This window comes from Leptolyngbya sp. CCY15150, assembly GCF_016888135.1.
GTDB lineage: Bacteria > Cyanobacteriota > Cyanobacteriia > RECH01 > RECH01 > RECH01.
Genome location: NZ_JACSWB010000164.1, coordinates 40,420 through 62,826, shown reverse-complemented (window position 1 = coordinate 62,826; position 22,407 = coordinate 40,420). Strand labels below are relative to the sequence as shown.

The 22,407-nt window shown below is 52.1% G+C and carries 37 protein-coding genes; 32 read left to right on the top strand and 5 right to left on the bottom strand.

The genetic code is table 11. The features are described from left to right. Window positions 1-2: 2 nt before the first annotated feature. Together JUJ53_RS09265 and JUJ53_RS09260 are read right to left on the bottom strand one after the other, a co-directional pair. Window positions 3-512 carry a hypothetical protein gene (locus tag JUJ53_RS09265; protein ID WP_204151717.1) on the bottom strand — a complete coding sequence of 170 codons (510 nt, stop codon included), beginning with the start codon at window positions 510-512 and terminating at the stop codon, window positions 3-5. A gap of 63 nt (window positions 513-575) precedes the next feature. Beyond that, window positions 576-1,052, bottom strand: coding sequence for an NAD(P)H-quinone oxidoreductase subunit N (locus JUJ53_RS09260; protein WP_204151716.1), 477 nt, complete (start codon window positions 1,050-1,052; stop codon window positions 576-578). A 661-nt stretch (window positions 1,053-1,713) separates the two neighbouring features. On the opposite strand from JUJ53_RS09260, the gene rplC reads away from it, so the two are divergent. The 32 genes from rplC to JUJ53_RS09100 all read left to right on the top strand — a co-directional run bounded on the left by rplC (window position 1,714) and on the right by JUJ53_RS09100 (window position 21,045). After that, window positions 1,714-2,352 carry a 50S ribosomal protein L3 gene (gene rplC, locus JUJ53_RS09255; protein ID WP_204151792.1) on the top strand — a complete coding sequence of 213 codons (639 nt, stop codon included), beginning with the start codon at window positions 1,714-1,716 and terminating at the stop codon, window positions 2,350-2,352. A gap of 69 nt (window positions 2,353-2,421) precedes the next feature. Further along, window positions 2,422-3,054: a 50S ribosomal protein L4 gene (gene rplD, locus JUJ53_RS09250; RefSeq protein ID WP_204151715.1), complete on the top strand. Its 633-nt coding sequence runs from the start codon at window positions 2,422-2,424 to the stop codon at window positions 3,052-3,054. Further along, complete coding sequence (locus JUJ53_RS09245) at window positions 3,047-3,358, top strand: 50S ribosomal protein L23 (protein WP_204151714.1); 312 nt, start codon at window positions 3,047-3,049, stop codon at window positions 3,356-3,358. Before rplD ends, JUJ53_RS09245 begins: the two co-directional genes overlap by 8 nt. A 95-nt stretch (window positions 3,359-3,453) precedes the next feature. Continuing rightward, a complete protein-coding gene (rplB, locus tag JUJ53_RS09240; protein WP_204151713.1) occupies window positions 3,454-4,317 on the top strand; it encodes a 50S ribosomal protein L2 in 864 nt (287 codons plus the stop codon). 54 nt (window positions 4,318-4,371) lie between these two features. After that, window positions 4,372-4,650: a 30S ribosomal protein S19 gene (gene rpsS, locus JUJ53_RS09235; RefSeq protein WP_204151712.1), complete on the top strand. Its 279-nt coding sequence runs from the start codon at window positions 4,372-4,374 to the stop codon at window positions 4,648-4,650. A gap of 78 nt (window positions 4,651-4,728) precedes the next feature. Beyond that, complete coding sequence (gene rplV / locus JUJ53_RS09230; protein ID WP_204151711.1) at window positions 4,729-5,088, top strand: 50S ribosomal protein L22; 360 nt, start codon at window positions 4,729-4,731, stop codon at window positions 5,086-5,088. 82 nt (window positions 5,089-5,170) lie between these two features. Next, the gene (gene rpsC, locus JUJ53_RS09225) at window positions 5,171-5,914 is read left to right on the top strand and encodes a 30S ribosomal protein S3 (RefSeq protein ID WP_204151710.1); all 744 of its coding nucleotides are present in this window, start codon (window positions 5,171-5,173) and stop codon (window positions 5,912-5,914) included. A 58-nt stretch (window positions 5,915-5,972) separates the two neighbouring features. Beyond that, window positions 5,973-6,392 carry a 50S ribosomal protein L16 gene (rplP, locus tag JUJ53_RS09220; RefSeq protein WP_204151709.1) on the top strand — a complete coding sequence of 140 codons (420 nt, stop codon included), beginning with the start codon at window positions 5,973-5,975 and terminating at the stop codon, window positions 6,390-6,392. A gap of 3 nt (window positions 6,393-6,395) precedes the next feature. Next, window positions 6,396-6,623: a 50S ribosomal protein L29 gene (gene rpmC / locus JUJ53_RS09215; RefSeq protein ID WP_204151708.1), complete on the top strand. Its 228-nt coding sequence runs from the start codon at window positions 6,396-6,398 to the stop codon at window positions 6,621-6,623. A 76-nt stretch (window positions 6,624-6,699) separates the two neighbouring features. Then, window positions 6,700-6,951, top strand: a complete 252-nt coding sequence (gene rpsQ, locus JUJ53_RS09210) for a 30S ribosomal protein S17 (protein WP_204151707.1) — start codon at window positions 6,700-6,702, stop codon at window positions 6,949-6,951. A gap of 18 nt (window positions 6,952-6,969) precedes the next feature. After that, on the top strand, window positions 6,970-7,335 hold the full coding sequence (gene rplN, locus JUJ53_RS09205) for a 50S ribosomal protein L14 (RefSeq protein WP_204151706.1): 366 nt from the start codon (window positions 6,970-6,972) through the stop codon (window positions 7,333-7,335). A 3-nt stretch (window positions 7,336-7,338) separates the two neighbouring features. Next, window positions 7,339-7,686, top strand: a complete 348-nt coding sequence (gene rplX / locus JUJ53_RS09200) for a 50S ribosomal protein L24 (protein ID WP_239124913.1) — start codon at window positions 7,339-7,341, stop codon at window positions 7,684-7,686. 93 nt (window positions 7,687-7,779) lie between these two features. Continuing rightward, window positions 7,780-8,325 (top strand): 50S ribosomal protein L5, encoded by a 546-nt coding sequence (gene rplE / locus JUJ53_RS09195; RefSeq protein ID WP_204151705.1) that lies wholly within the window; start codon window positions 7,780-7,782, stop codon window positions 8,323-8,325. A gap of 23 nt (window positions 8,326-8,348) precedes the next feature. Continuing rightward, window positions 8,349-8,750, top strand: coding sequence for a 30S ribosomal protein S8 (gene rpsH / locus JUJ53_RS09190; RefSeq protein WP_204151704.1), 402 nt, complete (start codon window positions 8,349-8,351; stop codon window positions 8,748-8,750). A gap of 98 nt (window positions 8,751-8,848) precedes the next feature. Beyond that, a complete protein-coding gene (gene rplF, locus JUJ53_RS09185; RefSeq protein ID WP_204151703.1) occupies window positions 8,849-9,388 on the top strand; it encodes a 50S ribosomal protein L6 in 540 nt (179 codons plus the stop codon). Window positions 9,389-9,390: 2 nt separating this feature from the next. Continuing rightward, window positions 9,391-9,753 (top strand): 50S ribosomal protein L18, encoded by a 363-nt coding sequence (rplR, locus tag JUJ53_RS09180; protein WP_204151702.1) that lies wholly within the window; start codon window positions 9,391-9,393, stop codon window positions 9,751-9,753. 108 nt (window positions 9,754-9,861) lie between these two features. After that, window positions 9,862-10,383, top strand: a complete 522-nt coding sequence (gene rpsE, locus JUJ53_RS09175) for a 30S ribosomal protein S5 (RefSeq protein ID WP_204151701.1) — start codon at window positions 9,862-9,864, stop codon at window positions 10,381-10,383. A gap of 28 nt (window positions 10,384-10,411) precedes the next feature. Then, complete coding sequence (gene rplO / locus JUJ53_RS09170) at window positions 10,412-10,858, top strand: 50S ribosomal protein L15 (RefSeq protein ID WP_204151700.1); 447 nt, start codon at window positions 10,412-10,414, stop codon at window positions 10,856-10,858. A gap of 118 nt (window positions 10,859-10,976) precedes the next feature. Further along, the gene (gene secY / locus JUJ53_RS09165) at window positions 10,977-12,284 is read left to right on the top strand and encodes a preprotein translocase subunit SecY (protein WP_204151699.1); all 1,308 of its coding nucleotides are present in this window, start codon (window positions 10,977-10,979) and stop codon (window positions 12,282-12,284) included. Next, entirely contained in the window at window positions 12,284-12,847 is a 564-nt protein-coding gene (locus JUJ53_RS09160) for an adenylate kinase (protein WP_204151698.1), read from the top strand. Before secY ends, JUJ53_RS09160 begins: the two co-directional genes overlap by 1 nt. Before the next feature lie 270 nt (window positions 12,848-13,117). Continuing rightward, on the top strand, window positions 13,118-13,342 hold the full coding sequence (gene infA / locus JUJ53_RS09155) for a translation initiation factor IF-1 (protein WP_036002386.1): 225 nt from the start codon (window positions 13,118-13,120) through the stop codon (window positions 13,340-13,342). A gap of 317 nt (window positions 13,343-13,659) precedes the next feature. Beyond that, a complete protein-coding gene (gene rpmJ / locus JUJ53_RS09150) occupies window positions 13,660-13,773 on the top strand; it encodes a 50S ribosomal protein L36 (RefSeq protein WP_204151790.1) in 114 nt (37 codons plus the stop codon). Window positions 13,774-13,853: 80 nt separating this feature from the next. Next, window positions 13,854-14,237, top strand: coding sequence for a 30S ribosomal protein S13 (rpsM, locus tag JUJ53_RS09145; protein ID WP_204151697.1), 384 nt, complete (start codon window positions 13,854-13,856; stop codon window positions 14,235-14,237). Between the two features lie 220 nt (window positions 14,238-14,457). After that, window positions 14,458-14,853, top strand: coding sequence for a 30S ribosomal protein S11 (gene rpsK / locus JUJ53_RS09140; protein WP_204151696.1), 396 nt, complete (start codon window positions 14,458-14,460; stop codon window positions 14,851-14,853). A 151-nt stretch (window positions 14,854-15,004) separates the two neighbouring features. Next, complete coding sequence (locus JUJ53_RS09135; protein WP_204151695.1) at window positions 15,005-15,949, top strand: DNA-directed RNA polymerase subunit alpha; 945 nt, start codon at window positions 15,005-15,007, stop codon at window positions 15,947-15,949. A 140-nt stretch (window positions 15,950-16,089) separates the two neighbouring features. After that, window positions 16,090-16,440, top strand: coding sequence for a 50S ribosomal protein L17 (gene rplQ / locus JUJ53_RS09130; protein WP_204151694.1), 351 nt, complete (start codon window positions 16,090-16,092; stop codon window positions 16,438-16,440). A 41-nt stretch (window positions 16,441-16,481) separates the two neighbouring features. Beyond that, window positions 16,482-17,351: a tRNA pseudouridine(38-40) synthase TruA gene (truA, locus tag JUJ53_RS09125; RefSeq protein ID WP_204151693.1), complete on the top strand. Its 870-nt coding sequence runs from the start codon at window positions 16,482-16,484 to the stop codon at window positions 17,349-17,351. 35 nt (window positions 17,352-17,386) lie between these two features. Next, window positions 17,387-17,839 (top strand): 50S ribosomal protein L13, encoded by a 453-nt coding sequence (rplM, locus tag JUJ53_RS09120; protein ID WP_204151692.1) that lies wholly within the window; start codon window positions 17,387-17,389, stop codon window positions 17,837-17,839. Next, window positions 17,839-18,252: a 30S ribosomal protein S9 gene (gene rpsI, locus JUJ53_RS09115; protein ID WP_204151691.1), complete on the top strand. Its 414-nt coding sequence runs from the start codon at window positions 17,839-17,841 to the stop codon at window positions 18,250-18,252. The genes rplM and rpsI overlap by 1 nt, the downstream gene beginning before the upstream one ends. Before the next feature lie 83 nt (window positions 18,253-18,335). After that, entirely contained in the window at window positions 18,336-18,563 is a 228-nt protein-coding gene (rpmE, locus tag JUJ53_RS09110) for a 50S ribosomal protein L31 (protein ID WP_204151690.1), read from the top strand. 114 nt (window positions 18,564-18,677) lie between these two features. Next, complete coding sequence (prfA, locus tag JUJ53_RS09105) at window positions 18,678-19,784, top strand: peptide chain release factor 1 (RefSeq protein ID WP_204151689.1); 1,107 nt, start codon at window positions 18,678-18,680, stop codon at window positions 19,782-19,784. 4 nt (window positions 19,785-19,788) lie between these two features. Further along, window positions 19,789-21,045 (top strand): exonuclease SbcCD subunit D, encoded by a 1,257-nt coding sequence (locus JUJ53_RS09100; protein ID WP_204151688.1) that lies wholly within the window; start codon window positions 19,789-19,791, stop codon window positions 21,043-21,045. Here the strand turns inward: JUJ53_RS09100 and JUJ53_RS09095 are convergent. The 3 genes from JUJ53_RS09095 to secG are packed head-to-tail and all read right to left on the bottom strand — an operon-like array spanning window position 21,042 to window position 22,336. Next, window positions 21,042-21,296 carry a hypothetical protein gene (locus JUJ53_RS09095; RefSeq protein ID WP_204151687.1) on the bottom strand — a complete coding sequence of 85 codons (255 nt, stop codon included), beginning with the start codon at window positions 21,294-21,296 and terminating at the stop codon, window positions 21,042-21,044. The genes JUJ53_RS09100 and JUJ53_RS09095 overlap by 4 nt on opposite strands. 11 nt (window positions 21,297-21,307) lie before the next feature. Beyond that, window positions 21,308-22,063, bottom strand: coding sequence for a peptidase (locus JUJ53_RS09090; RefSeq protein WP_204151686.1), 756 nt, complete (start codon window positions 22,061-22,063; stop codon window positions 21,308-21,310). A 33-nt stretch (window positions 22,064-22,096) separates the two neighbouring features. Next, complete coding sequence (gene secG / locus JUJ53_RS09085; RefSeq protein WP_204151685.1) at window positions 22,097-22,336, bottom strand: preprotein translocase subunit SecG; 240 nt, start codon at window positions 22,334-22,336, stop codon at window positions 22,097-22,099. Window positions 22,337-22,407 lie beyond the last annotated feature (71 nt).

Below are 22,407 nucleotides of genomic sequence, written 5' to 3'. Positions count from 1 at the left end.
ATCTAGAACGACTGATCGCTGATCGAGACAGGACGAAAGGCTTGACGGACATCGGGCTGCTGCAAGATGTAAACAATGCTGCCGGCGATCGCAAGATTGAACACCAGCAACAGCAGGGTAGGGAGAACCGTGAGACCCGCTGTCCCTGCGCTGAAGATCGAGCCGAGCAACTGGAAGGCATTTAGCCCAATGCAAACCCAGTGAAAGATGATGGTGCCCATACGCCCCCAGCCCTTGAGGCGAAAGAGCCCCACGCTCATAACGACGCAGATGACCGCAAACACCAACGAGATTAAGCCCAGCCCCAGAAATAAGGGGCCCATCAAATCCAAGATCTCTGGCGGCAGGGCTTGCATCTCAGGTTCTTGGAGCATCATTTGCCGACCGTCTTCGGAGGCAAAGAAGGTTTGCACCAACAGGAAGATCAGTGCAAATAAGGCGTAAAACACACCCGCTACAATCAGCCAAATCGCGATGGCTGTAACACTACCAGGACGTTGATTTGCGGTCATGATTCCTTGACCTATGGATAGAACAGCGATCGCTCTCCGGAGGAGATACCCCGAATTTCATACCTAGGCGGCTTGCACCACTGTTTTTAAAGGTTGCCAGGTGAAGGTGCGATCGCCTCCCATCTCAATCACCACCTTTAACTTGGGTTCTAGAGTCGGCAAGTTCGCCAAAAACTCTAGCTCTTGACGCGAAAGCACATGCCCCTCCAACAACCACAGCACTAATCCCTTCGACTTGGCAGGTAACTGCTCAAGCTGATAGCGAGCGATCGGCGGAATATAGTAGGTGTAACCAACCGCGGCATCGCTGTCCACACACTTTTTACCCAAATGGGCCGGACGCACCCCATGCACGTCTAACAAGTAAGCCGACAAGTCGCCCAACCCCCGAGCAGTCAGGTGTTCCATACCATAGCCCGCCGCTCGCAGACGCCGCTGATACCGCCCCTCTGCTCCTCCCTCCAAGGGGATGTAAAGGCCGAGAGCCCCATGCTGTTCTAAGGCTCGAATGAAAGGTTTACCCGTTGTAATTAATGCCATAAATGCTGTCTGCGGCCTCCTACATCACATTCATCCAATCATGTCGGCACGGGTTCATTAGTTCATTATCAGTATGGATCCGAGTCCTTCATCGTCTTAGGTCTCAGTCATCCTGAACAAATGGCGTTTCCCTCACCTCTTGCCGCTATTATAAGGGGTGGCGATCGCCCTACCGCATCTCCGCATCCAGAAAATTTGTTGCCCTTTTGTTGGAAATGGTCTAGACAAATAGATATTCATACGTCTATAATCTAAAATTGTCGCCAAGACAGCATAGAGAGTAAATAGCTAATGATTCACGACTTGGCTAAAGGCTCAGACGGGTGAAGGCAATGACATTGTCAAACCCTCCTGTCACATGGGATAGAGCCACAGGCAAGTCTGGTTAGTGCTGCTTTCCAGGCTGTGAGGAGATACTGAGTGGATTTTTTTGATGCATCTGCTTAAGTCTCGGCGTAAGCGCTGAAGCGGATCTGAATTGCTAATCCTTCAGCCTCTGGTTTCAAAAAGACATAGAACTCTAAGCTGACACCAGTTTTGTGGGGTTCTGGCTGCTTCTGCAGCCATTTAGTAAGGAGGAACAGTCAGATCCTAAACCGGAAGCGGAATAGGCTGGCTACGTTTCGCCGCGTTTTTAGTTGAGCAAGGGAGACTTGTGACTGTGTCTGTTGGTATTCTCGGCACGAAAATTGGCATGACCCAAGTCTTTGATGACGAAGGTCGGGCTATCCCCGTCACGGTTGTGCAGGCTAATCCATGCACCGTAACGCAAATCAAAACCCCCGAAACGGATGGCTACTCTGCAATTCAGGTCGGATATAAGCAGGTGACGGAAAAGGCTCTGAATAAGCCTGAGCTAGGGCACCTCAAAAAATCTGGCAGTGTCCCCGTACGACATCTCTGTGAATATCGCTTGAGCCAGGCCGGCCCCTACGAGCTAGGGCAACAGTTAGGGGTTGAGACGTTTGAAGCAGGACAACTCGTTGACGTCGTAGGCACTAGTATTGGTCGCGGATTTGCCGGGTACCAAAAACGCCACAACTTCAGACGAGGGCCCATGGCTCACGGTTCTAAGAACCACCGAGCACCTGGTTCCACTGGAGCTGGCACCACCCCCGGACGCGTCTACCCAGGTAAGCGCATGGCAGGTCGCCTAGGCGGGTCGCAAGTCACCATTCGGAAACTCACAGTCGTCCGGATCGATGCTGACCAAAACCTGCTGCTGATCAAGGGTGCTGTTCCCGGCAAGCCCGGCAGTCTCCTAAATATTAAGCCCGCCACGATTGTTGGACAGGCTTAAGAGCTTACCCCGGTGTAACAGCTCAGCAGAACAACGACGTGGCATTGGAAGGTACATGAGGCAGAGGAAATGGTTAGCTGCATAATTCGAGATTGGCAAGGGCAAGAAGCAGGTGAAACATCGTTAAGCTTGCGCGTAGCAAAAGAAGCGTCGTCGGCGCACGTGGTTCACCGAGCCCTCGTCCGTCAGATGAACAATGCGCGTCAAGGCACCGCATCATCCAAAACCCGAGCCGAAGTGCGTGGGGGTGGTCGGAAACCTTGGCGTCAGAAAGGTACAGGGCGCGCCCGAGCTGGTTCTAACCGATCCCCGCTTTGGAAAGGGGGCGGTGTCATCTTTGGCCCCAAGCCCAGAGATTATTCCACCAAGATGAACAAAAAGGAACGCCGCTTAGCGCTATGCACAGCGTTCCAAAGCCGGGTAGACAGCATGATTGTGGTGCAAGACTTTGCCGAACAGCTTGCTCGTCCCAAAACCAAGGACATGATTCAAGCGCTATCCCGCTGGGGCGTGCAGGAATCTGATCGGGTTTTGCTGATTACCGGCGAAAAGAATGAGATGGTCTACTTATCAGCTCGCAACATCGATCGCCTAAAGCTGATTTCGTCAACCAATCTCAATATCTATGATGTATTGCTGGCAGACAAGCTGGTCGTAACCCAGTCTGCCCTCGAAAAGATCCAGGAGGTATACGGTGGCTAGTTTTGATCGATACAACCCCAGAGATCTGGCCGACCTGATCCGGGTGCCGGTGATTACGGAAAAGGCAACCCTCCTGCTAGAAGACAACAAATATGTCTTCAAAGTGGCTGCCAAGGCAACCAAAGATCAAATTAAGGTTGCCATCGAGCAGCTCTTTGATGTCAAGGTCGTCAAGGTCAACACCCAAAATCCTCCCCTGAAGAAGCGCCGGGTTGGCCGCTTTGCCGGGTACAAAGCTCACTACAAAAAAACTGTCGTTACCCTCGCACCGGGAGATTCCATCACCCTTTTCCCTGAGGTCTAACGCTGTAGAGAAGGGAGATCGTCCTCGGCATTCCGCCCTACTCAGCCCAGTCATTTAATTTCGTAGGCAGTCTTGAGATAACAGAGTTCTAAATTATGGGTATTCGTTACTACCGACCATACACGCCTGGAACTCGTGAGCGCACCGTTTCAGAGTTTTCTGAGATTACTCGCAGCAAACCTGAAAAGTCCCTCACGCGCTCCATCCATCGGGCGAAGGGTCGCAACAATCGGGGGGTGATTACCTGTCGCCACCGGGGCGGCGGTCATAAACGCCTGTATCGCTTCATTGATTTCCATCGCGATAAGCGAGGAATTCCCGCAGAAGTAACCACGATTGAGTACGATCCGAACCGCAATGCTCGTATCGCTCTAGTGGTCTACGAAGATGGCGAGAAGCGCTATATCTTGCACCCGGCTGGGTTAGAAGTTGGCACCACCATCATCGCTGGAGAAGATGCTCCGTTTGAGGTTGGCAATGCTCTTCCCCTGGGCAATGTGCCCCTGGGTACGATGGTTCACAATGTGGAGCTTGTGGCAGGGCGCGGTGGACAAATTGTCCGCGCAGCCGGCACCGGCGCACAGGTTGTTGCTAAAGATGGCAACTATGTGACCCTGAAGCTGCCGTCTACGGAAGTGCGCATGGTGCGTCGGGAATGCTACGCCACCATCGGTCAGGTAGGTAATGCCGATGCCCGCAACATCAGCCTAGGTAAAGCGGGTCGGAAACGCTGGAAAGGCAGACGTCCTGAGGTTCGGGGTAGCGTCATGAACCCTGTGGATCACCCCCATGGTGGTGGTGAAGGTCGGGCTCCTATTGGTCGGAGTGGGCCTGTTACGCCTTGGGGTAAGCCGGCTCTCGGCTACAAGACGCGCAAGAAAACCAAGCGAAGCGATGCGCTGATTGTGCGCCGTCGTCGTCGGGTATCGAAGCGGGGTCGGGGCGGTCGTAACGCCTAACGCAGGCTGGATAGTTGGGTACGGTTGTGTAAGTGATTTCTGTAGGTTGAGGCTATGGCTCGTTCGCTAAAAAAGGGTCCGTTTGTAGCGGATCACTTAATGAAAAAAGTTGAAAACTTAAATGCCAAGGGTGAGAAGCAGGTGATCAAAACCTGGTCTCGGGCATCGACAATTCTTCCTCAAATGATTGGACATACGATCGCGGTTCATAACGGTCGTCAGCATGTTCCGGTCTATGTGAGTGAGCAGATGGTGGGACACAAGCTGGGTGAGTTTGCGCCAACTCGCACCTTCCGGGGTCACGCCAAGAGCGACAAGAAAGCACGTCGATAAAGATTGTATTAGCTGGATATCCAGTTGCGATCGCTCCCCTAAGTTGAGTGATTTGGAGTTGGCAATCGGAGGAAATAAATGGCTGTTGGAACTGCACAAGATGTAAAAGCGATCGCACGCTATATTCGGATGTCCCCCCATAAAGTGCGGCGAGTCTTAGATCAAATTCGGGGACGCTCCTATCGGGAAGCTCTAATTATTCTAGAGTTCATGCCCTACCGAGCCTGTGAACCCATTCTGAAGGTATTGCGATCCGCGGTCGCCAATGCTGAACACAACAATGGGTATAGCCCATCAAACTTGGTGATTACCCAGGCCTATGCGGATCAGGGGCCGTCCCTACGACGGTTTCGTCCCCGCGCCCAGGGTCGGGCCTATCAAATTCGTAAGCCAACCTGCCACATCACCATCATGGTGGCACCGGGTGAAGAAGACTAGGCTCATACCGATTGTGTGATCAGCATTGCTCAGGAACGGTTAAACCAAACAAAACCAGGACGTATTCAATAGAGGGCAGATTGTGGGACAAAAAATTCACCCAGTAGGGTTTCGACTTGGCATTACTCAAGAACACCGTTCACGGTGGTTCGCTGATTCCAGCCGCTATCCAGCACTACTTCAAGAAGATCACCAAATTCGCAGCTACATTGCGAATGATAAGGATTTAAAGAACGCTGGCATTTCTGATGTTCGCATTGAACGGAAAGCGGATCAGATCCAGCTCGAAATTCGCACTGCCCGTCCTGGTGTTGTGGTTGGACGCGGCGGCGCAGGGATTGAGTCCCTACGCGTTGGACTCCAGAAAGAGCTAGGGAATGGCAGTCGTCAAATTGGCATCAACGTTGTTGAAGTCGCCAGAGTCGATGCAGATGCCGCCCTGATCGCTGAGTATGTAGCTCAGCAGCTTGAACGCCGGGTTTCGTTCCGACGAGTCGTGCGTCAAGCGATTCAGCGGGCGCAGCGAGCTGGAGCTCAAGGCATCAAAATTCAGGTCAGTGGTCGGTTGAATGGGGCAGAAATTGCTCGGACAGAATACACCCGTGAGGGTAAAGTACCGCTCCACACGCTGCGAGCTGATATTGACTATAGCTACCGCACCGCTCAAACCATCTATGGCGTCTTGGGCATCAAGGTGTGGGTGTTCAAGGGAGAGGTCATCCCTGGACAAGAGGAAGTTCAAACTCCTGCCAATACCCAGCCGCGCCGTCGGCAACAGCAGCAGCGACGTCGGCAACAATTTGAAGATCGCTCTAACGATTCATAGCTGAAGTATTGATGCAATTTACAGCTATCCCTGCACTTGGTAGAGAAGGTACGGATTCATGTTAAGTCCTAAAAGAACAAAGTTTCGTAAGCAGCACCGCGGTCGAATGCGCGGCATGGCCACACGAGGCAACGAAATCAGCTTCGGTGAATTTGCGTTGCAGGCCCTAGAGCCCCACTGGATCACATCTCGTCAGATTGAAGCCAGTCGTCGAGCGATGACCCGCTATATTCGCCGGGGTGGGAAAATCTGGATTCGCATTTTCCCTGACAAGCCAGTCACCATGCGTCCTGCAGAAACCCGGATGGGTTCTGGTAAAGGTAACCCCGAGTACTGGGTTGCAGTAGTGAAGCCCGGACGCATCTTGTTTGAGATTGAAGGGGTGCCGGAAGCAACTGCAAGGGAAGCTATGCGCCTAGCCGATTACAAGCTGCCCATTAAGACTAAATTTATCATGCGTGAACAGGGGGAGGTGTAAGCGATGCCTCTATCCAAGGCTTCGGAAGCTCGTAGTTTGAGCGAGCAGGAACTCAGTGACGAGATTTTGGCAGCTAAGCGTCAGCTTTTTAATCTACGGTTTCAAAAAGGAACCCGCCGCTTAGAAAAGCCCCATGACATTAAGCATCTTCGTCGTCGTCTTGCCCAACTATTGACCGTTGAACGGGAACGTCAAATAGCCTCAGAATCTCAATCTGAATCAAACGGCTGACGCGATCGCACCTGAGGATTAATTCCGTTTCAACACTAACCTATGGGAATGACTGAACAAGAGGAAGAGAGTTTAGATGGCTGTTAAAGAGCGCATTGGCGTAGTCGTAAGCGACAAAATGGACAAAACGGTGGTGGTAGCAATCGAGAACCGTGCTCCCCACCCAAAATACGGCAAGATTGTGGTTCGTACCAAGCGGTACAAAGTCCACGATGAAGACAACAAGTGCAACGTGGGCGATCGCGTCAAAATTCAGGAAACTCGTCCCCTGAGTCGCACCAAATGCTGGACTGTCGCTGAGATTTTGAGCACTGCATCTCGTGTTTAAGGGAAGGGGAGGGGAATTGTGATACAGCAAGAAACATATTTGAACGTAGCGGATAACAGTGGAGCCAAAAAGCTCATGTGTATCCGTGTACTCGGCGGCAATCGTCGCTATGCCGGGGTTGGAGACGTAATCGTCGCCGTTGTAAAAGATGCACTGCCCAACATGGCTACCAAGAAGTCCGACGTGGTGCGTGCCGTCGTGGTGCGTACCCGCAAGGGGCTTCGCCGAGACAGTGGCATGAGCATCCGGTTTGATGATAATGCCGCAGTCATTATCAACGCTGAAGGCAACCCTCGCGGAACCCGCGTGTTTGGCCCTGTGGCGCGGGAACTTAGAGAAAAGGGCTACATGAAGATTGTGTCCCTGGCACCGGAGGTACTTTGATCTATGGCAAGCGCAAACGTTAAGCCTCAACGGCACAAAATGCACGTTAAAAAAGGCGATACCGTTCAAATCATCTCGGGTGCCGAGAAGGGTAAAGTTGGCGAAGTCATGACTGTCTTGCCCAAGTCGAGCAAGGTAGTGGTGAAAGGGGTCAACATCAAAACCAAGCACATTAAGCCTCAGCAAGAGGGTGAATCGGGTCAAATTACGACCTTTGAAGCCCCGGTTCATAGTTCCAACGTCATGCTTTATTCCAATAAGCAAAAGGTGGCTAGCCGTGTGTGCTACACCTACACCGACGACGGACGGAAGGTTCGGATGTTGAAGAAAACAGGCGAAGTCATCGACTAATCCAACGTCGGCTGACCTCTATGAATTCTTCCCATTGGCTCAAGCACTTGAAATGTCCCTGACCAAGCCCAGGGATTGTGAGGTTCAAAAACTATGACAGCTCAACTCAAGACCGTATATCGCGAAACCATTGTTCCGAATCTGATGAAGCAGTTCCAATATGAGAACATTCATCAGGTTCCAAAGTTAGTCAAGGTCACCCTGAATCGCGGCATTGGTGAAGCCGCTCAAAACGCGAAAGCGTTGGAATCGACGCTGAATGAACTTGCGGTTATCACCGGACAAAAGCCCGTGGTCACCCGTGCTAAGAAGGCGATCGCTGGATTCAAGATCCGTCAGGGGATGCCCGTGGGCGTGACGGTTACACTTCGCTCGGATCGGATGTACCACTTCCTAAACCGACTCGTTAACCTAGCTCTGCCCCGCATCCGCGATTTTCGCGGGATTAGCCCTAAAAGCTTTGACGGACGAGGGAACTACACACTAGGGTTGCGCGAACAACTCTTGTTTCCAGAGATCAGCTACGACGGCATTGACCAGATTCGTGGCATGGATATTTCGATTGTGACCACTGCACAGACCGATGAAGAAGGTCGTGCATTGCTCAAAGAATTTGGTATGCCCTTCCGGGATAACTGAGGCATTTTCACTAAGAGGAAGCTATGGCAGCAAACGACACGATTGCAGATATGCTGACACGCATCCGGAACGCAAGCTTGGCAAGGCACCAGGTCACTGAGGTTCCTTCGACTAAGATGACTCGGAGCATTGCTCAGGTTTTGCGTGACGAAGGTTTTATCGCCGATTTTACAGAAGACGGCGAAGGCGTGAAGCGCAAACTCATGATTTCTCTGAAATATCAGGGACGGAGTCATCAGCCGATTATCAACACTTTAAAACGGGTGAGTAAGCCCGGATTGAGAGTGTATGCGAGTTGCAAAGAACTACCGCGGGTTTTGGGCGGTATTGGGGTGGCGGTTATCTCCACCTCTAGCGGTATCATGACCGATCGCGATGCTCGGCGGAAAGGGCTAGGTGGCGAGGTGCTTTGCTACATCTGGTAAGTGTTCAGTAATCCCCAAGGTCTCAGTTAGACGGGGTCATATTGCACTCTGCATCACGTGAGTCCATAGCTATTGCCGCATACAGGAGTAAGTCAGTCATGTCTCGTATTGGTAAACGCCCTATTCCCATACCGCAAAAGGTGTCTGTCACCATTGATGGTCAAACCGTTGCGGTCAAAGGGCCAAAGGGAGAGCTCTCTAGAGTTTTGCCCGAACATGTGGAAGTGTCTCAAGAAGACGGTATCCTCTCGGTTCGCCGCCGCAATGAATCCCGTACCGCTCGTCAACTCCATGGACTATGCAGAACGCTAGTCTCCAACATGGTTGAGGGTGTGTCCCAAGGATTTCAGAAGCGCCTGGAGATCCAGGGAGTTGGGTATCGTGCTCAAGTTCAAGGTCGTAACTTAACCCTCAACGTAGGGTATAGCAATCCAGTTCAAATTGAGCCGCCACAAGGTATTGACGTAGCTGTTGAGAACAACACCAATGTCATTATTAGCGGTATTGATAAAGAAATTGTAGGTAACATTGCCGCACAAATTAGGGGTGTCCGTCCTCCCGAGCCTTACAAAGGTAAAGGGATTCGGTACGCAGGTGAGCAAGTTAGACGCAAGGCTGGGAAGTCAGGGAAGAAATAGAGATGAAACAAACTCGCAAGGAATCACTGCGACGGCGGCATGCACGCATCCGGCGCGCCGTATCTGGAACGCCCGAGCGCCCAAGGCTAGCTGTCTTTCGTTCCCACCAACATATTTATGTGCAGCTCATTGACGATACTCGTCACCATACCTTAGCGGCGGCCTCCACCATGGAGCCCGAGGTTCGCTCTAGCCTTAAGTCTGGAGGAACCTGTGAAGCCTCAGCTCAGGTTGGGAAGTTAATTGCGGAGCGATCGCTTCAGCTAGGTATCAAACAAGTTGTGTTTGACCGAGGTGGCAACCTCTATCATGGACGAGTGCAGGCGCTCGCTGAAGCTGCCCGCGAACAAGGGCTAGATTTTTAGTCGGCTTGCCCTTCTTGGCTCAGAGACAGCAGCATCGCTTCTGTTTTATATGCCCGAAGGGAGCACGAGTTTTATCACTGTCTGACGTTACAGTAAAAGGCTGAAATTATGGCAAATCGTCGGAAAAGCGGACGAGCAAAGGAAAAAGAGACCGATTGGCAAGAACGCGTTGTTCAAATCCGTCGGGTCACCAAAGTGGTCAAAGGCGGTAAAAAACTTAGCTTTCGTGCCATTGTTGTCGTTGGCAATGAGCGGGGTCAAGTCGGCGTTGGCGTCGGCAAAGCCAGTGACGTCATCGGTGCAGTCCGTAAGGGCGTAGCCGATGGCAAGAAGCATCTCATTGATGTTCCTCTGACAAAATCTAGCTCCTTGCCCCATCCTACGAATGGTGTAGGTGGTGGCGCTAAGGTGATGATGCGTCCTGCAGCGCCAGGAACGGGGGTTATTGCCGGGGGTGCGGTGCGAACCGTACTAGAACTGGCAGGGGTCAAGAACGTTCTTGCCAAGCAATTGGGTTCAGATAACCCTCTCAACAATGCAAGAGCTGCTGTTAACGCCCTATCCTCTCTCCGCACCTTCAGTGAAGTGGCAGAAGAGCGGGGCATCCCCATTGAACGGCTATACGCCTAATAGACAGAAGTAGCTAGAGGTATTGAACATGAGATTACATGATGCTGTGCCCCAAGCCGGCTCTCGTCGAAGAAAACGGCGGGTTGGTCGAGGTATTGCGGCAGGACAAGGCGCAAGCTGCGGGTTCGGGATGAGGGGTCAAAAGTCTCGCTCTGGTCGGAGCACTCGCCCTGGCTTTGAAGGGGGTCAAATGCCTCTGTACCGCCGTATTCCTAAGTTGAAGCACTTCACGGTTATCAATCGTAAGTACTATACCATCATCAATGTAGAAGACTTGCAGGAGCTACCTGCGGGCACGAAAGTCACCCTAGACTCTCTGCTCGAAGCTGGTCTTCTCACCACGGATGACGGGCCTCTCAAGGTTTTGGGTAATGGTGAGTTATCCGTAGCTCTGGAGGTAGAAGCCACTGCATTTACCGCCGGTGCCAAGGCAAAAATTGAGGCGGCGGGTGGATCCTGCCATCTAGTGGTCTAGACTAAATGTAGGGATGTCCGTTGTGTTCCAAGGGTGGTGGTGTTTGCTGCAAACCCTAGGGCCGTGTCATTCGCCAAAGGCAAGAGTTTGTTGCGATCGCCAGTGGAGGTAGGTTTGAATGGTTGTTAGCCGCGATAAGGCTCCAACTGCACAAGAAACATTTATGCAAATGGCTCAAGCAGCCGGCTTACGAGGTCGGTTGCTTGTCACTATTGGAATGCTAATCCTTGTGCGCTTGGGGGTATTTGTTCCCGTTCCTGGTATTGACCGAGCCGCATTTCAGGCTGGCATTGAGGGCAATGCCCTCGGCGGCATTATTGGGTTTTTAGATATTTTCTCCGGGGGCGGTCTGTCTGCTCTCGGGATTTTTGCGCTAGGGATTCTTCCCTATATCAATGCCTCGATTATCATCCAGTTGTTAACGGCAGCCGTGCCCCAGCTTGAAGATCTTCAAAAAAATGAGGGGGAAGCCGGCCGGCGGAAAATCTCTCAGATCACTCGCTACGTGGCTCTGGGATGGGCCGTCCTGCAGAGTGGAGGGATCGCCTGGTTAGTCCGTCAGTACGCTGAAGTGCAGGGGCCTGTTTTCCTCATCCAAACCGTTCTAGCTCTCACGGCTGGATCCATGTTTGTGATGTGGGTGGGTGAGCTGATTACAGAACGCGGTATCGGCAACGGTGCCTCCCTGCTGATCTTCGTCAACATTGTTTCCACACTCCCAACCTCGCTGGGGCAAACCATCCAGTTGGCAGAAAGTGGCGATCGCAGCCTAGTCGGTGGCGTGATTATTCTACTGCTCGTCTTCCTGGCTATGATTGTCGGCATTGTCTTCGTTCAAGAAGGCACGCGCCGAATTCCCATCATTTCAGCCCGTCGCCAAGTGGGGCGTCGTCTCTACCTAGAGCGCAGCAGCTACCTACCATTGCGGCTGAACCAAGGCGGGGTCATGCCGATCATTTTCGCCTCGGCAGTCTTGATCTTGCCTGCCTCCGTAGCCAACTTCTTTCAAAACGATACCCTTAACCAGGCCGTGAGCTATCTCACCCCAGGCAGTTGGGTTTACATTGGCGTCTACCTGCTGATGATTCTTTTCTTCAGCTATTTCTACGCTTCGTTGATTGTCAATCCTGAGGACATGTCTAAGAACCTCAAAAAGATGGGGTCTAGTATTCCAGGGATTCGACCCGGACGGGCAACCACGGAGTACATTGAGCGGGTTCTCAACCGTCTCACCTTTTTGGGAGCCATCTTCTTAGGCTTGGTGGCTATTATTCCCACCATTGTGGAAGGGGCAACTCAAATCAGAACCTTCCAAGGACTAGGCGCAACCTCCCTTCTAATCTTGGTAGGTGTTGCCATCGACACAGCGAAACAAGTACAAACCTACGTGATTTCGCAGCGCTATGAAGGGATGGTGAAGCAGTAGTGACTCGGTTGATATTTCTCGGGCCTCCGGGTTCCGGTAAAGGTACCCAGGCAGCAGTTATCTCTGGTTCCTACAGCTTTCCCCATATTTCCACTGGGGACATCCTGCGCCAAGCGGTAAGCCAAGGAACCGAACTAGGTCAGAAGGCACAAACCTACATGGACCGGGGCGATCTTGTACCCGATGAGTTGATTTTAGGTATTGTGCGCGATCGCCTGAGCGAACCAGATGCCAAAACAGGCTGGTTGCTCGATGGTTTTCCTCGAAACGTTGAACAGGCGACCTATCTAGAGTCGTTGCTGGATGGCATTGGTCAAACCTGTGATCGGGTGCTAAACCTTCAGGTGTCGGATGATTCCATCGTCAAGCGGCTCTTGGAGCGAGGGCGCAAAGATGACAATGAAGAGGTGATTCGCCACCGTCTTCAGGTCTATCGTCAGCAAACCGCACCCTTGATTGATTTTTACCAAAGCCGCCAGAAGCTAGTTTCGGTAAATGGCGATCGCTCTGTGGAAGAGGTCACCCAATCCTTAAAAGCTGTCGTCAATAGCCTGGCTCACTAGTTCAGGTTGCCCCCATGCTGTCAGCGGGATAAGCCGCGATCCCGCTACGGAACATCTTGAAGCTCATCAATCTTGGGCGCTACTGAAGGCGGTCGATCAACGACCTGGCAGGGGTTTTTCCGATGAGATCTATCGTCATTTGTTAAGCTATGAAAGGTGCTGAATGCTGATTCCTAAAGGATCTGGCCCATTATCCAGATTCATAAAGGACGTTCGTCTGCTATTCATCCCAACTTCAGTAGTGTGCTCATTCCTTAGGAGGACTTTGCTTTGTCTAAACAAGACTTAATTGAAATGGAAGGAACGGTTACCGATTCACTTCCTAATGCCATGTTTCGAGTTGATCTCGACAATGGGTTTAACGTTTTAGCCCATATCTCTGGCAAAATTCGCCGGAATTACATTAAGATTCTGCCGGGCGATCGCGTCAAGGTTGAGCTAACGCCCTACGACTTGACGAAGGGGCGCATCACCTACCGGCTACGGAAAAAGTAGGCAAAGGACACTTTACCGTAGGAGAGTTATTGTCGCTCTTACAGCGTTAGCCCTTTTCAGTTTCCATAATCTCATAGCAACATTGCTTGGTAGCGATCGCCCCCTAGGGGTTCATCAACCCTCCGATCACGTCCGAGGTTGATGATATAGCTAGCGATCGAGTGACGCGACTGTAATCAATCAACAGTCATCCTAGCCGTCACACTGCCTAACTATAGTCACTTGAGCCAGACAGAATCTTCTCGCCTATACGGTTGACTTCTGTCACATTGATTATTAATATAAAAGTTTTGCAGTTGTTAAGGTGTGGTTGGGACATGAAAGTCCGAGCATCGGTTCGTAGAATGTGTGAAAAGTGCCGCGTGATCCGTCGTCGCGGTCGAGTTATGGTCATTTGTGAAAACCCAAAACATAAGCAACGTCAGGGATAGCATCCCTACGTAAGCTGTGTTCCGTTGGGCATCAGCATTGAACATTGGTTGAGTAGAAGTAGTTCTGGGAGAAGTAGAGCGTGGCACGGATTGCCGGAGTTGACCTTCCAAGAGACAAACGTATTGAAATCGGGCTGACCTACATCTATGGCATCGGTCTAGCTCGATCCAAGCAAATTCTAGAATCTACAGGTGTCAATCCTGATACGAGAGTTAAGGATTTGTCAGATTCTGACGTTGCGTCTCTGCGGGAAGAAGTTGAGAGTAAGTATCAGATCGAGGGTGATTTAAGACGCTGGGAGGCAATGAACATCAAGCGATTGATGGACATTGGTGCCTATCGAGGTCGACGTCACCGCATGGGGCTTCCCGTGAGAGGGCAGAGAACTCGTACCAACTCTCGGACTCGTCGAGGGGGACGTCGAACAGTGGCGGGCAAGAAGAAGGCCCCGAGCAAGAAGTAGTTAGTGGAGCCTTGGTGAATGGAGCCGGTTCTAAGCACAAGCTGCAGCAGCCGTTCCTATGGCGTTTAGCGCTCAACTGCAATGGAGCGATCGCCACATCAGGTAACGATGGGATCCAAGAAGCGATCGCCATTGGTAATCTGATGCACCAAGACACCAGACTGCACTTAGTCCGCTGCATCTTTTTGTACATCACTGACCTGGGTAAATGGGGTAACGAATGGCACGTCAAACAGCAAAGCGTGGTGGCGCAAAGCGTCAGAAACGCAATATTCCAAATGGGGTTGTTCATATTCAATCCACGTTTAATAACACGATCGTCACGATTTCTGACACCGCAGGAAATGCTATTTCTTGGGCATCATCCGGATCCAGTGGATTCAAGGGTGCTAAAAAAGGAACACCCTTTGCGGCTCAAACCGCAGCCGAAGCAGCCGCTCGCCGAGCTTCGGATCAAGGGATGCGACAAGTTGAAGTGATGGTCAGCGGCCCAGGAGCAGGGCGTGAAACGGCTATCCGTGCCCTCCAAGCTGCCGGGTTAGAGATTACGTTAATTCGTGATGTGACCCCAATTCCTCACAATGGGTGTCGCCCTCCGAAACGTCGTCGGGTCTAAGGTACGTGGGGTCAAGTTCATCCGCCACCTAGAGATTAGTTCATCATCTTTTCTCTTCAGGAGCCGTGAGGCGCAAAGACGCCCGGTGGTGACATCAATGTCACGAATGAACGGATACATGTTTTGTTGGGGCAAGCAGGAGGATTAAGTCGTGATGCAATTCCAGGTTGACGTGGAAGCGGATAGTGGAACCGAACCGAATACCTATAGCCGATTTGTGATTGAGCCTCTTGATCGAGGTCAAGGCATTACCGTGGGCAATGCCCTCAGGCGAGTACTGCTTTCTAACATTGAGGGAGCGGCAGTAACAGCGGTTCGGATTGCTGGCGTCACCCATGAATTCATGGCGGTTCCTGGTGTTCGGGAGGATGTGTTAGATATCCTGCTGAACATGAAGGAAGTGGTCGTTAGAAGCTATTCGTCCCAGCCTCAAATTGGGCGGTTGATGGTTCAAGGGCCAGCAACCGTAACATCTGGGCACTTCGAACTTCCACCAGAAATCGAGGTGATCAATCCAGATCAATACATTGCAACGGTCAGCGCAGGTGCGACCTTGGAAATGGAGTTTCGGATTGAGACTGGGGTTGGGTACCGAGCGATTGAGCGCGGGCAAGACGAAACAGCCGCACTGGACTTTTTGCAGATTGACTCTGTGTTCATGCCAGTTCGACAAGTCAACTACACCGTTGAAGATGCACGGGTAGGCGGATCCCTACAGCGCGATCGCCTGATTATGGAGATCTGGACTAACGGCAGCCTGACACCTCAAGAGTCCCTCGGCAAAGCTGCCATGATTCTCGTTGATCTCTTCAATCCTCTGAAAGACATCGACTTTACGCCCAGTGCCGATGATACTCAGGATACCCAAAGCCCTGAAAGCCAAATTCCCATCGAAGAATTGCAGCTTTCTGTCCGCGCCTACAATTGCTTGAAGCGCGCTCAGATTAACTCTGTTTCTGACCTCCTTGATTACAGCCAAGAAGATCTGTTAGAAATCAAGAACTTCGGGGCAAAGTCGGCGGAAGAAGTGATCATTGCACTCCAAGAGCGCCTTGGCATTACTCTTCCCCATGAAAAGTCTCCCAAGGGAGCCTAGGTAAAAGCACATCCACGCTTGAAAGAGTGCTGATGCCGTCCGTTGCCTCCCACAGATTATGGTCTTGAAGAGGTACGGATCACATAACGGATCACGTTAACAGTTGTAAGTTGTTTAAGGGCAAGTCCACTTAGGTTATTATGCGTCATCGTTGTAAAGTCCCTCTCTTGGGAAAACCGGCTGACCAGCGTCGAGCGCTCCTACGGGCATTGACGACTGAGTTGATCCGTCACGGACGGATTACCACCACAAAGACTCGGGCTAAGGCAGTTCGTTCAGAAGCAGAACGAATGATCACTTTAGCCAAGGATGGCTCCCTGTCGGCTCGGCGTCGGGCTTTGGGCTATATGTACGATAAGCCCCTCGTTCATGCTTTGTTTGAACAGGCACCTGAGCGTTATGCCGATCGCGAAGGCGGCTACACCCGAATTATCCGGACCGTGAGCCGTCGTGGCGACAACTCGGAAATGGCTGTCATTGAGCTGCTGTAATAGGTTCTAAGGGATAGGGTAAGTAGGCGTTGAGCAACAGAATGGCGATTCATTTGCCAGTGGACTCTCCCAAGCAGCGAGTTGCCCTGGTCATTCAATACCTAGGCACTCACTTCCGAGGATGGCAGCGGCAACCACGCCAGCGGACGGTTCAGGAAGAACTTGAAGCAGCGATCGCCTCTGTATTAGGCTATTCCGTTGTTTTACATGCCTCTGGACGAACCGATACAGGTGTTCATGCCGCCGCTCAGGTTGCGCACTTTGATGCTCCCATGCAAATCCCGGCAGCTCGCTGGGCAGATGTGTTAAACCCTCGGCTGCCGACCGATATTGTCATCACCGCCTCCACCCAAATGTCCCTAGACTGGCATGCGCGGTTTTCGGCGATTTCCAGGCGATATCGGTACACCATCTACACAGGGCGACGCCCCAACCTGTTCCTGCGTCCTTACAGTTGGCACTACTACCACACCCCCCTGTCAGTCGAGTTCATGCAGCAAGCGCTCAATCCTCTAGTAGGACGACACCACCTTGCAGCATTTCATCGGGCCGGGTCGAGTCGTCCTCACTCTTGGGTCGATGTCCATGAAGTAGGAGCACAACGCCACGGAGCATTAGTCTCCATTGAAGTACAGGCTAGCGGGTTTCTGTACGGCATGATGCGCTTATTGGTTGGTATGCTAGTAGAGGTGGGTACTGGAGAGCGATCGCCAGACAGCTTTACAACGATCTGGCGCGAAGAGCAGCGAGATCAGGTGAGGTATGCCGCTCCCCCTCAAGGACTTTGTCTGCTCAGAGTTGGATATCCTGACTTTCCGTTGCATCCCGCTCTATGGTTTGATACCCAGCCACAGTTTTCTCTGTTCCCCGCCCCTGTTCTAGAACGAGATCCTAGCGAATCTATCTATTAATGGTTGTTGCAAATTTTAGAATTACTTAGTGGGTCATGATTAAAACGTACGTTCCCCCTCAAGCCGACATCGTCCGTGACTGGTACGTGATTGATGCGGAAGGTCAGCGCCTCGGTCGGCTGGCGAGTGAAGTAGCTCGCATTCTGCGTGGCAAAAACAAGCCCATCTACACCCCTCATATGGATACGGGTGATTTTGTGGTGGTGATTAACGCCGAAAAAATTGAAGTGACTGGGCGTAAGCGCACCCAGAAGCTCTACCGCCGCCATTCCGGTCGTCCTGGTGGGATGAAGGTAGAAACCTTTGCCAAGCTGCAAGCCCGTGTCCCTGAGCGGATTGTTGAACAAGCTATCAAAGGCATGTTGCCCAAGAACTCCCTAGGACGTCAGCTCTTCACCAAGCTGAAGGTCTATGCTGGCTCCACCCATCCCCACGAAGCACAGCAGCCCAAAGTATTACAACTGAACAAGACTGGAGGACAAGGTTAATGCAAGCAACGGACAAGTCAGATCGCGTAGTGTATTGGGGAACAGGACGACGTAAGTCATCGGTGGCTCGGGTTCGTCTCGTGCCCGGCACAGGACAACTAACCATTAACGGTCGTCCTGGGGATCTTTACCTCCAGTTCAATCCCTCCTACCTCGCCGCCGCCAAGTCTCCTTTGGAAACCTTGGGTCTAGAGAACGAGTACGACATTCTTGTGAATGCCCATGGCGGTGGTCTCACCGGCCAAGCCGATTCAATTCGTTTGGGTGTGGCTCGGGCTCTATGTGAGCTGGATCCAGAAAACCGCAAGCCGTTGAAAGTTGAAGGATACCTCACCCGTGATCCTCGACGCAAAGAGCGGAAGAAGTATGGTTTGCACAAGGCTCGGAAAGCTCCTCAGTACTCCAAGCGTTAGGATGGAATGTTGGCTTTTCGCAATGCCAGCCAGGTTGGAATTGTATCGTTCGTAATTTTGAAACAAGACACGAGGGAAGGGCTATGCCAAAGGACAGTATTCATCCAGAGTGGTATCCTGAAGCCAAAGTTTACTGCAATGGCGAAGTGGTGATGACCGTTGGATCAACCAAGCCAGAGTTGCACGTGGACGTTTGGTCTGGAAACCATCCGTTTTACACCGGAACCCAGAAGATTATTGACACGGAAGGCCGCGTTGAGCGCTTCTTGCGGAAGTATGGGATGACAGACTCATCGTCAGCGAATAGCTAGCAGGGTCATCTCCCGACTTGCCTGTGACCTGTACTAGGAAAAAAGACACATCCCCATCCTGCTAAAGTCATGATGGTAATAGCGTGTCTGTTGATTGCCGCATGAGTGGATCGAATGACTGAGTCTTACTTGCTAGATAAACTGAGATCGGTTGAGCAAACGTTTCATGAACTGACTCGTCGTTTAGCTGACCCTGACGTGGCGACTGATCCACAGGAATTTCAACGCCTAGCCAAGTCCCGTTCCTCCTTAGAGGAAACGGTGAACACGTTTGAGTCGTGGAAACTGGCTCAGCAGGAGCTGGAAGGCGCAAGGCAAGTCCTCAAAGAAGCTAATGCCGATCCGGACATGCGCGAGATGGCAGCAGCCGAGGTTGAAGAGCTAGTCGCGGAAACAAACCGTTTAGAGGAACGCCTCAAAATTCTGCTGCTGCCCCAAGATCCAAATGATGACAAAAACATCATGTTGGAGGTTCGGGCTGGCACAGGTGGGGATGAAGCTAGTATCTGGGCAGGCGACTTGGTGCGCATGTATTCTCGCTATGCGGAAAGTCAGCGTTGGCAGGTCAAGCTTGTGAGTGAATCCATTGCGGATATGGGCGGCTTTAAGGAAGCTATCCTAGAAATCTGTGGCGATCGCGTCTATAGCAAGCTGAAGTTTGAGGCTGGCGTGCATCGGGTGCAGCGCGTCCCGGTGACGGAAGCGGGTGGGCGAGTTCATACCTCAACGGCCACTGTGGCGATCATGCCGGAAGTGGACGATGTTGAAGTTGAGATTGATCCTAAAGAGATCGAACTAACCACAGCTCGTTCCGGCGGTGCCGGCGGTCAGAACGTGAACAAAGTTGAAACGGCAGTTGACCTGTTCCACAAACCCACCGGGATTCGTATTTTTTGCACCGAAGAGCGATCGCAGTTGCAAAACCGAGAGCGCGCCATGCAAATTCTGCGGGCTAAGCTCTACGAATTAAAGCTACGGGAGCAGCAAGAGGCCGTCACATCAATGCGGCGATCGCAGGTGGGCACAGGGGCTCGTTCTGAGAAAATTCGCACCTATAACTACAAAGATAATCGAGCCACCGATCATCGATTGGGTCAGAACTATGGGCTGATGCCAATTTTAGAAGGCGAGTTAGAAACGGTGATTCAATCCTGTATCTCCAAAGATCAGCAGGAGCGTCTCCAAGAAATGGCCGTCTCCACCGCCTCAGCATCGGTCTAAAGCCATGGCTCGATTTCTTCATATCGCGGATGTTCATCTTGGGTTTGATCGCTACGATAGCCCAGAGCGAACCCGCGATTTTTTTTATGCCTTTAACGACCTCGTCGAGCGCTATGCCATTGAGGATGCGGTTGATTTCGTCATTATTGTGGGCGATTTGTTTGAGCATCGCACAATTCAGCCGGCCGTCTTGAATCACGCCCAGATTGTTCTGCGATCGCTCCAAGCTGCCAATATTCCAGTAATTGCCATTGAGGGAAATCACGACAATCGTCCCTACGGAGCTGCAACCAGTTGGCTCCGCTACCTCTCCGACTGGGGATTGTTAACCCTGCTTGAGCCAGGAGCCCAGGATGCGGGTGAGCCCTTTTATGAACCCTGGGATGGCCAGCGTGGTGGGTATATTGATCTGGACTGTGGGGTGCGGATCATCGGCTCCCAATGGTATGGAGCTTCGGCTCCCATGGCTATTCAGCAAATTGCCACCGCCATCGAACAGCTCCCACCGGGGCCAGCCCATCAGATCCTCCTTTTCCACCATGGGCTAGAAGGACAAATTGCTCGCTACCAAGGTGCCTTGCGCTATGGCGATCTGCTACCGCTCAAGACCGCTGGCGTCGATTATCTAGCCCTAGGTCACATCCACAAGAGCTACATTGTCGAAGATTGGGTGTTTAACCCAGGCTCGGTGGAGGCCAACAGCGTCGAAGAAGTTCGCTATGAGCGCGGGGGCTTTCAAGTCACTATCGATCCTAGCGGCATTCAAGCCAAGCTCTGTCAAGACTATCAGCAACGCCCTATTGTGCGGCTGAGTATCAAAACTCAGGGGCAGGAGTTGATGGAAGACCTCGTGCAGCTTGCCTTACAAGAAACTCAAGCGGCGATCGCTCGTGGAGCTATTTGTCCAGAAGAACGGCCCATTGTGGAGTTGCAAATTCGCGGCACCGTCGGGTTCAACCGTCTTGATCTCGACCTCCGAGATCTGCAACAGCAACTACAAACCCTCACCCATGCGCTAATTTTTCTCCTCAAGTTCAACGTCGATACCCTAGCCTACGGATCCCCTTCCAGCCCCGACAGCGATCGCCATCAGATTGAACGCGATATCTATTTAGACCTGCTGTCGGCCAGCAGTGCCTATCGATCCCAAGCCCAGCCTTTATCGGAAGCATTACTTGATCTGAAACAGTTACAGCTCAGTGGTGCAGAGGAAGAAGAGCTTTATCATTTCTTAGCTGGCTTTTGTTGCGACGAAGCTTAATCTAGCGGCTCTTCATAAAAGGCAGGTCGGCGGCGGGATGGCGTTGTCCAGAGTAGACGCACAGCAATGGTTCCCACCATCCCCGTTGCTACACTCAAGGCCAACACTAGACCTAACGGTAGAGATACGGACTGTAGGGTGAGGAACTTAAGGACAACAATCTCAGCATTTTGGATGGCGATTAACGGTAGGACAACCGACCAAAATGCCGCTATCAAAATTGCCGCGATGGCGTTGGCAGAAAGGGACATGGCAAACCAGGCTATGGAATAGAAGGCGATCGCACCAGGGGCCAACCTAATCGGGTGGGTTGCTCATACAAACGCTTCAAGGTGTTGACATCCCGCACCGAGATCGGGGGAGGATTGCGCACCTGGGAATAGTACAAAGCATCGGTTTCCAGTGGACTATGGCCCCACAAACCCAGGGCGTGACCGAGTTCATGGCGGGTAGCACCGGCAATATGCTGATCCGACTGACCAGGACGAATAATTAACGTCATCTGGTGGCGCAGGCGGGAGGTGGCATCATCAGGAGAATCTACAAAAATGCGATATCGCGTTTCCGCAGACCGGGCCCGAGGCGACTGATTAGCTTCCCACTGAATCGAAGGCGTATCTCGCCAAATCGCGATATTAGCATCCTCTAGCTGGGTCGTCAGCGCTAGGGGAAAGTAGATACTCCAGGCATGAACCGCTCCTTGCACCAACTGAGACCAAACTTGAGAGCGATCGTTGAGGTCAGTAGGCGGTTCAACATAGACCTGAACAGGGCGATCGGGCCAAACCAGATAGCCAATCCCCTCAATGGGCGTGATCTCGTCAAAGTAGTCATCCTGGCTGTCAGGATTCCAGGCTACCAAGGCGTCTGGCAAGGGGTAGGCCGAGAGGGGCGGCAACGATGGGGCATCTTGAGCGATCGCTTTCCCCAAGCCCAAAACCGCGATTAACCCTAGTAGCCCTAGCCAGACTAGAGCCCATCGACGCATTCGCGTGAGCCATCCCCGTCGATTATCCATAGATAGCCCTAGCCCATGATGCCCAAGCCTTGGTTAAGCTGCAGGCGTTAGCCAGCCCGCACTGAGAATGACCGTTAAGCCCATGAAGACAACGGTCAGCGTCCAGGTTAAGCGATTGAGCGTGGTTTCAGCACTCTTGGTGCTGGTAAAAAGCTGGGCCTGTCCACCCAAACCCCCCAGACCATCCCCCTTAGGGCTATGGAGCAGCACGAGGATAATCAGCCCGAGGGCAGAGCCTGCCCAAATAATCTGCAAAATATTGGTTAATGCCATAACACCATGTTGTCAACAGAACCTTACGGCGGAAATCGCCCTCACCTAGGAGCGATCGCATATCCAAAGTA

Coding starts and splice junctions, on each gene's coding strand:
- rplM (WP_204151692.1), top strand. CDS start 17,387: ATGATTAAAACGTACGTTCCCCCTCAAGCCGACATCGTCCGTGACTGG.
- rplP (WP_204151709.1), top strand. CDS start 5,973: ATGTTAAGTCCTAAAAGAACAAAGTTTCGTAAGCAGCACCGCGGTCGA.
- rplR (WP_204151702.1), top strand. CDS start 9,391: ATGAAACAAACTCGCAAGGAATCACTGCGACGGCGGCATGCACGCATC.
- rpsH (WP_204151704.1), top strand. CDS start 8,349: ATGGCAGCAAACGACACGATTGCAGATATGCTGACACGCATCCGGAAC.
- rpsI (WP_204151691.1), top strand. CDS start 17,839: ATGCAAGCAACGGACAAGTCAGATCGCGTAGTGTATTGGGGAACAGGA.
- rplF (WP_204151703.1), top strand. CDS start 8,849: ATGTCTCGTATTGGTAAACGCCCTATTCCCATACCGCAAAAGGTGTCT.
- truA (WP_204151693.1), top strand. CDS start 16,482: ATGGCGATTCATTTGCCAGTGGACTCTCCCAAGCAGCGAGTTGCCCTG.
- secY (WP_204151699.1), top strand. CDS start 10,977: ATGGTTGTTAGCCGCGATAAGGCTCCAACTGCACAAGAAACATTTATG.
- rpmJ (WP_204151790.1), top strand. CDS start 13,660: ATGAAAGTCCGAGCATCGGTTCGTAGAATGTGTGAAAAGTGCCGCGTG.
- JUJ53_RS09090 (WP_204151686.1), bottom strand. CDS start 22,063: ATGGATAATCGACGGGGATGGCTCACGCGAATGCGTCGATGGGCTCTA.
- rplO (WP_204151700.1), top strand. CDS start 10,412: ATGAGATTACATGATGCTGTGCCCCAAGCCGGCTCTCGTCGAAGAAAA.
- rpsQ (WP_204151707.1), top strand. CDS start 6,700: ATGGCTGTTAAAGAGCGCATTGGCGTAGTCGTAAGCGACAAAATGGAC.
- JUJ53_RS09265 (WP_204151717.1), bottom strand. CDS start 512: ATGACCGCAAATCAACGTCCTGGTAGTGTTACAGCCATCGCGATTTGG.
- rpsS (WP_204151712.1), top strand. CDS start 4,372: ATGGCTCGTTCGCTAAAAAAGGGTCCGTTTGTAGCGGATCACTTAATG.
- rpsE (WP_204151701.1), top strand. CDS start 9,862: ATGGCAAATCGTCGGAAAAGCGGACGAGCAAAGGAAAAAGAGACCGAT.
- rplV (WP_204151711.1), top strand. CDS start 4,729: ATGGCTGTTGGAACTGCACAAGATGTAAAAGCGATCGCACGCTATATT.
- rpmC (WP_204151708.1), top strand. CDS start 6,396: ATGCCTCTATCCAAGGCTTCGGAAGCTCGTAGTTTGAGCGAGCAGGAA.
- JUJ53_RS09100 (WP_204151688.1), top strand. CDS start 19,789: ATGGCTCGATTTCTTCATATCGCGGATGTTCATCTTGGGTTTGATCGC.
- secG (WP_204151685.1), bottom strand. CDS start 22,336: ATGGCATTAACCAATATTTTGCAGATTATTTGGGCAGGCTCTGCCCTC.
- rplD (WP_204151715.1), top strand. CDS start 2,422: ATGGTTAGCTGCATAATTCGAGATTGGCAAGGGCAAGAAGCAGGTGAA.
- JUJ53_RS09095 (WP_204151687.1), bottom strand. CDS start 21,296: ATGTCCCTTTCTGCCAACGCCATCGCGGCAATTTTGATAGCGGCATTT.
- prfA (WP_204151689.1), top strand. CDS start 18,678: ATGACTGAGTCTTACTTGCTAGATAAACTGAGATCGGTTGAGCAAACG.
- rplB (WP_204151713.1), top strand. CDS start 3,454: ATGGGTATTCGTTACTACCGACCATACACGCCTGGAACTCGTGAGCGC.
- rplX (WP_239124913.1), top strand. CDS start 7,339: ATGGCAAGCGCAAACGTTAAGCCTCAACGGCACAAAATGCACGTTAAA.
- rplQ (WP_204151694.1), top strand. CDS start 16,090: ATGCGTCATCGTTGTAAAGTCCCTCTCTTGGGAAAACCGGCTGACCAG.
- rpsK (WP_204151696.1), top strand. CDS start 14,458: ATGGCACGTCAAACAGCAAAGCGTGGTGGCGCAAAGCGTCAGAAACGC.
- JUJ53_RS09260 (WP_204151716.1), bottom strand. CDS start 1,052: ATGGCATTAATTACAACGGGTAAACCTTTCATTCGAGCCTTAGAACAG.
- rpmE (WP_204151690.1), top strand. CDS start 18,336: ATGCCAAAGGACAGTATTCATCCAGAGTGGTATCCTGAAGCCAAAGTT.
- rplE (WP_204151705.1), top strand. CDS start 7,780: ATGACAGCTCAACTCAAGACCGTATATCGCGAAACCATTGTTCCGAAT.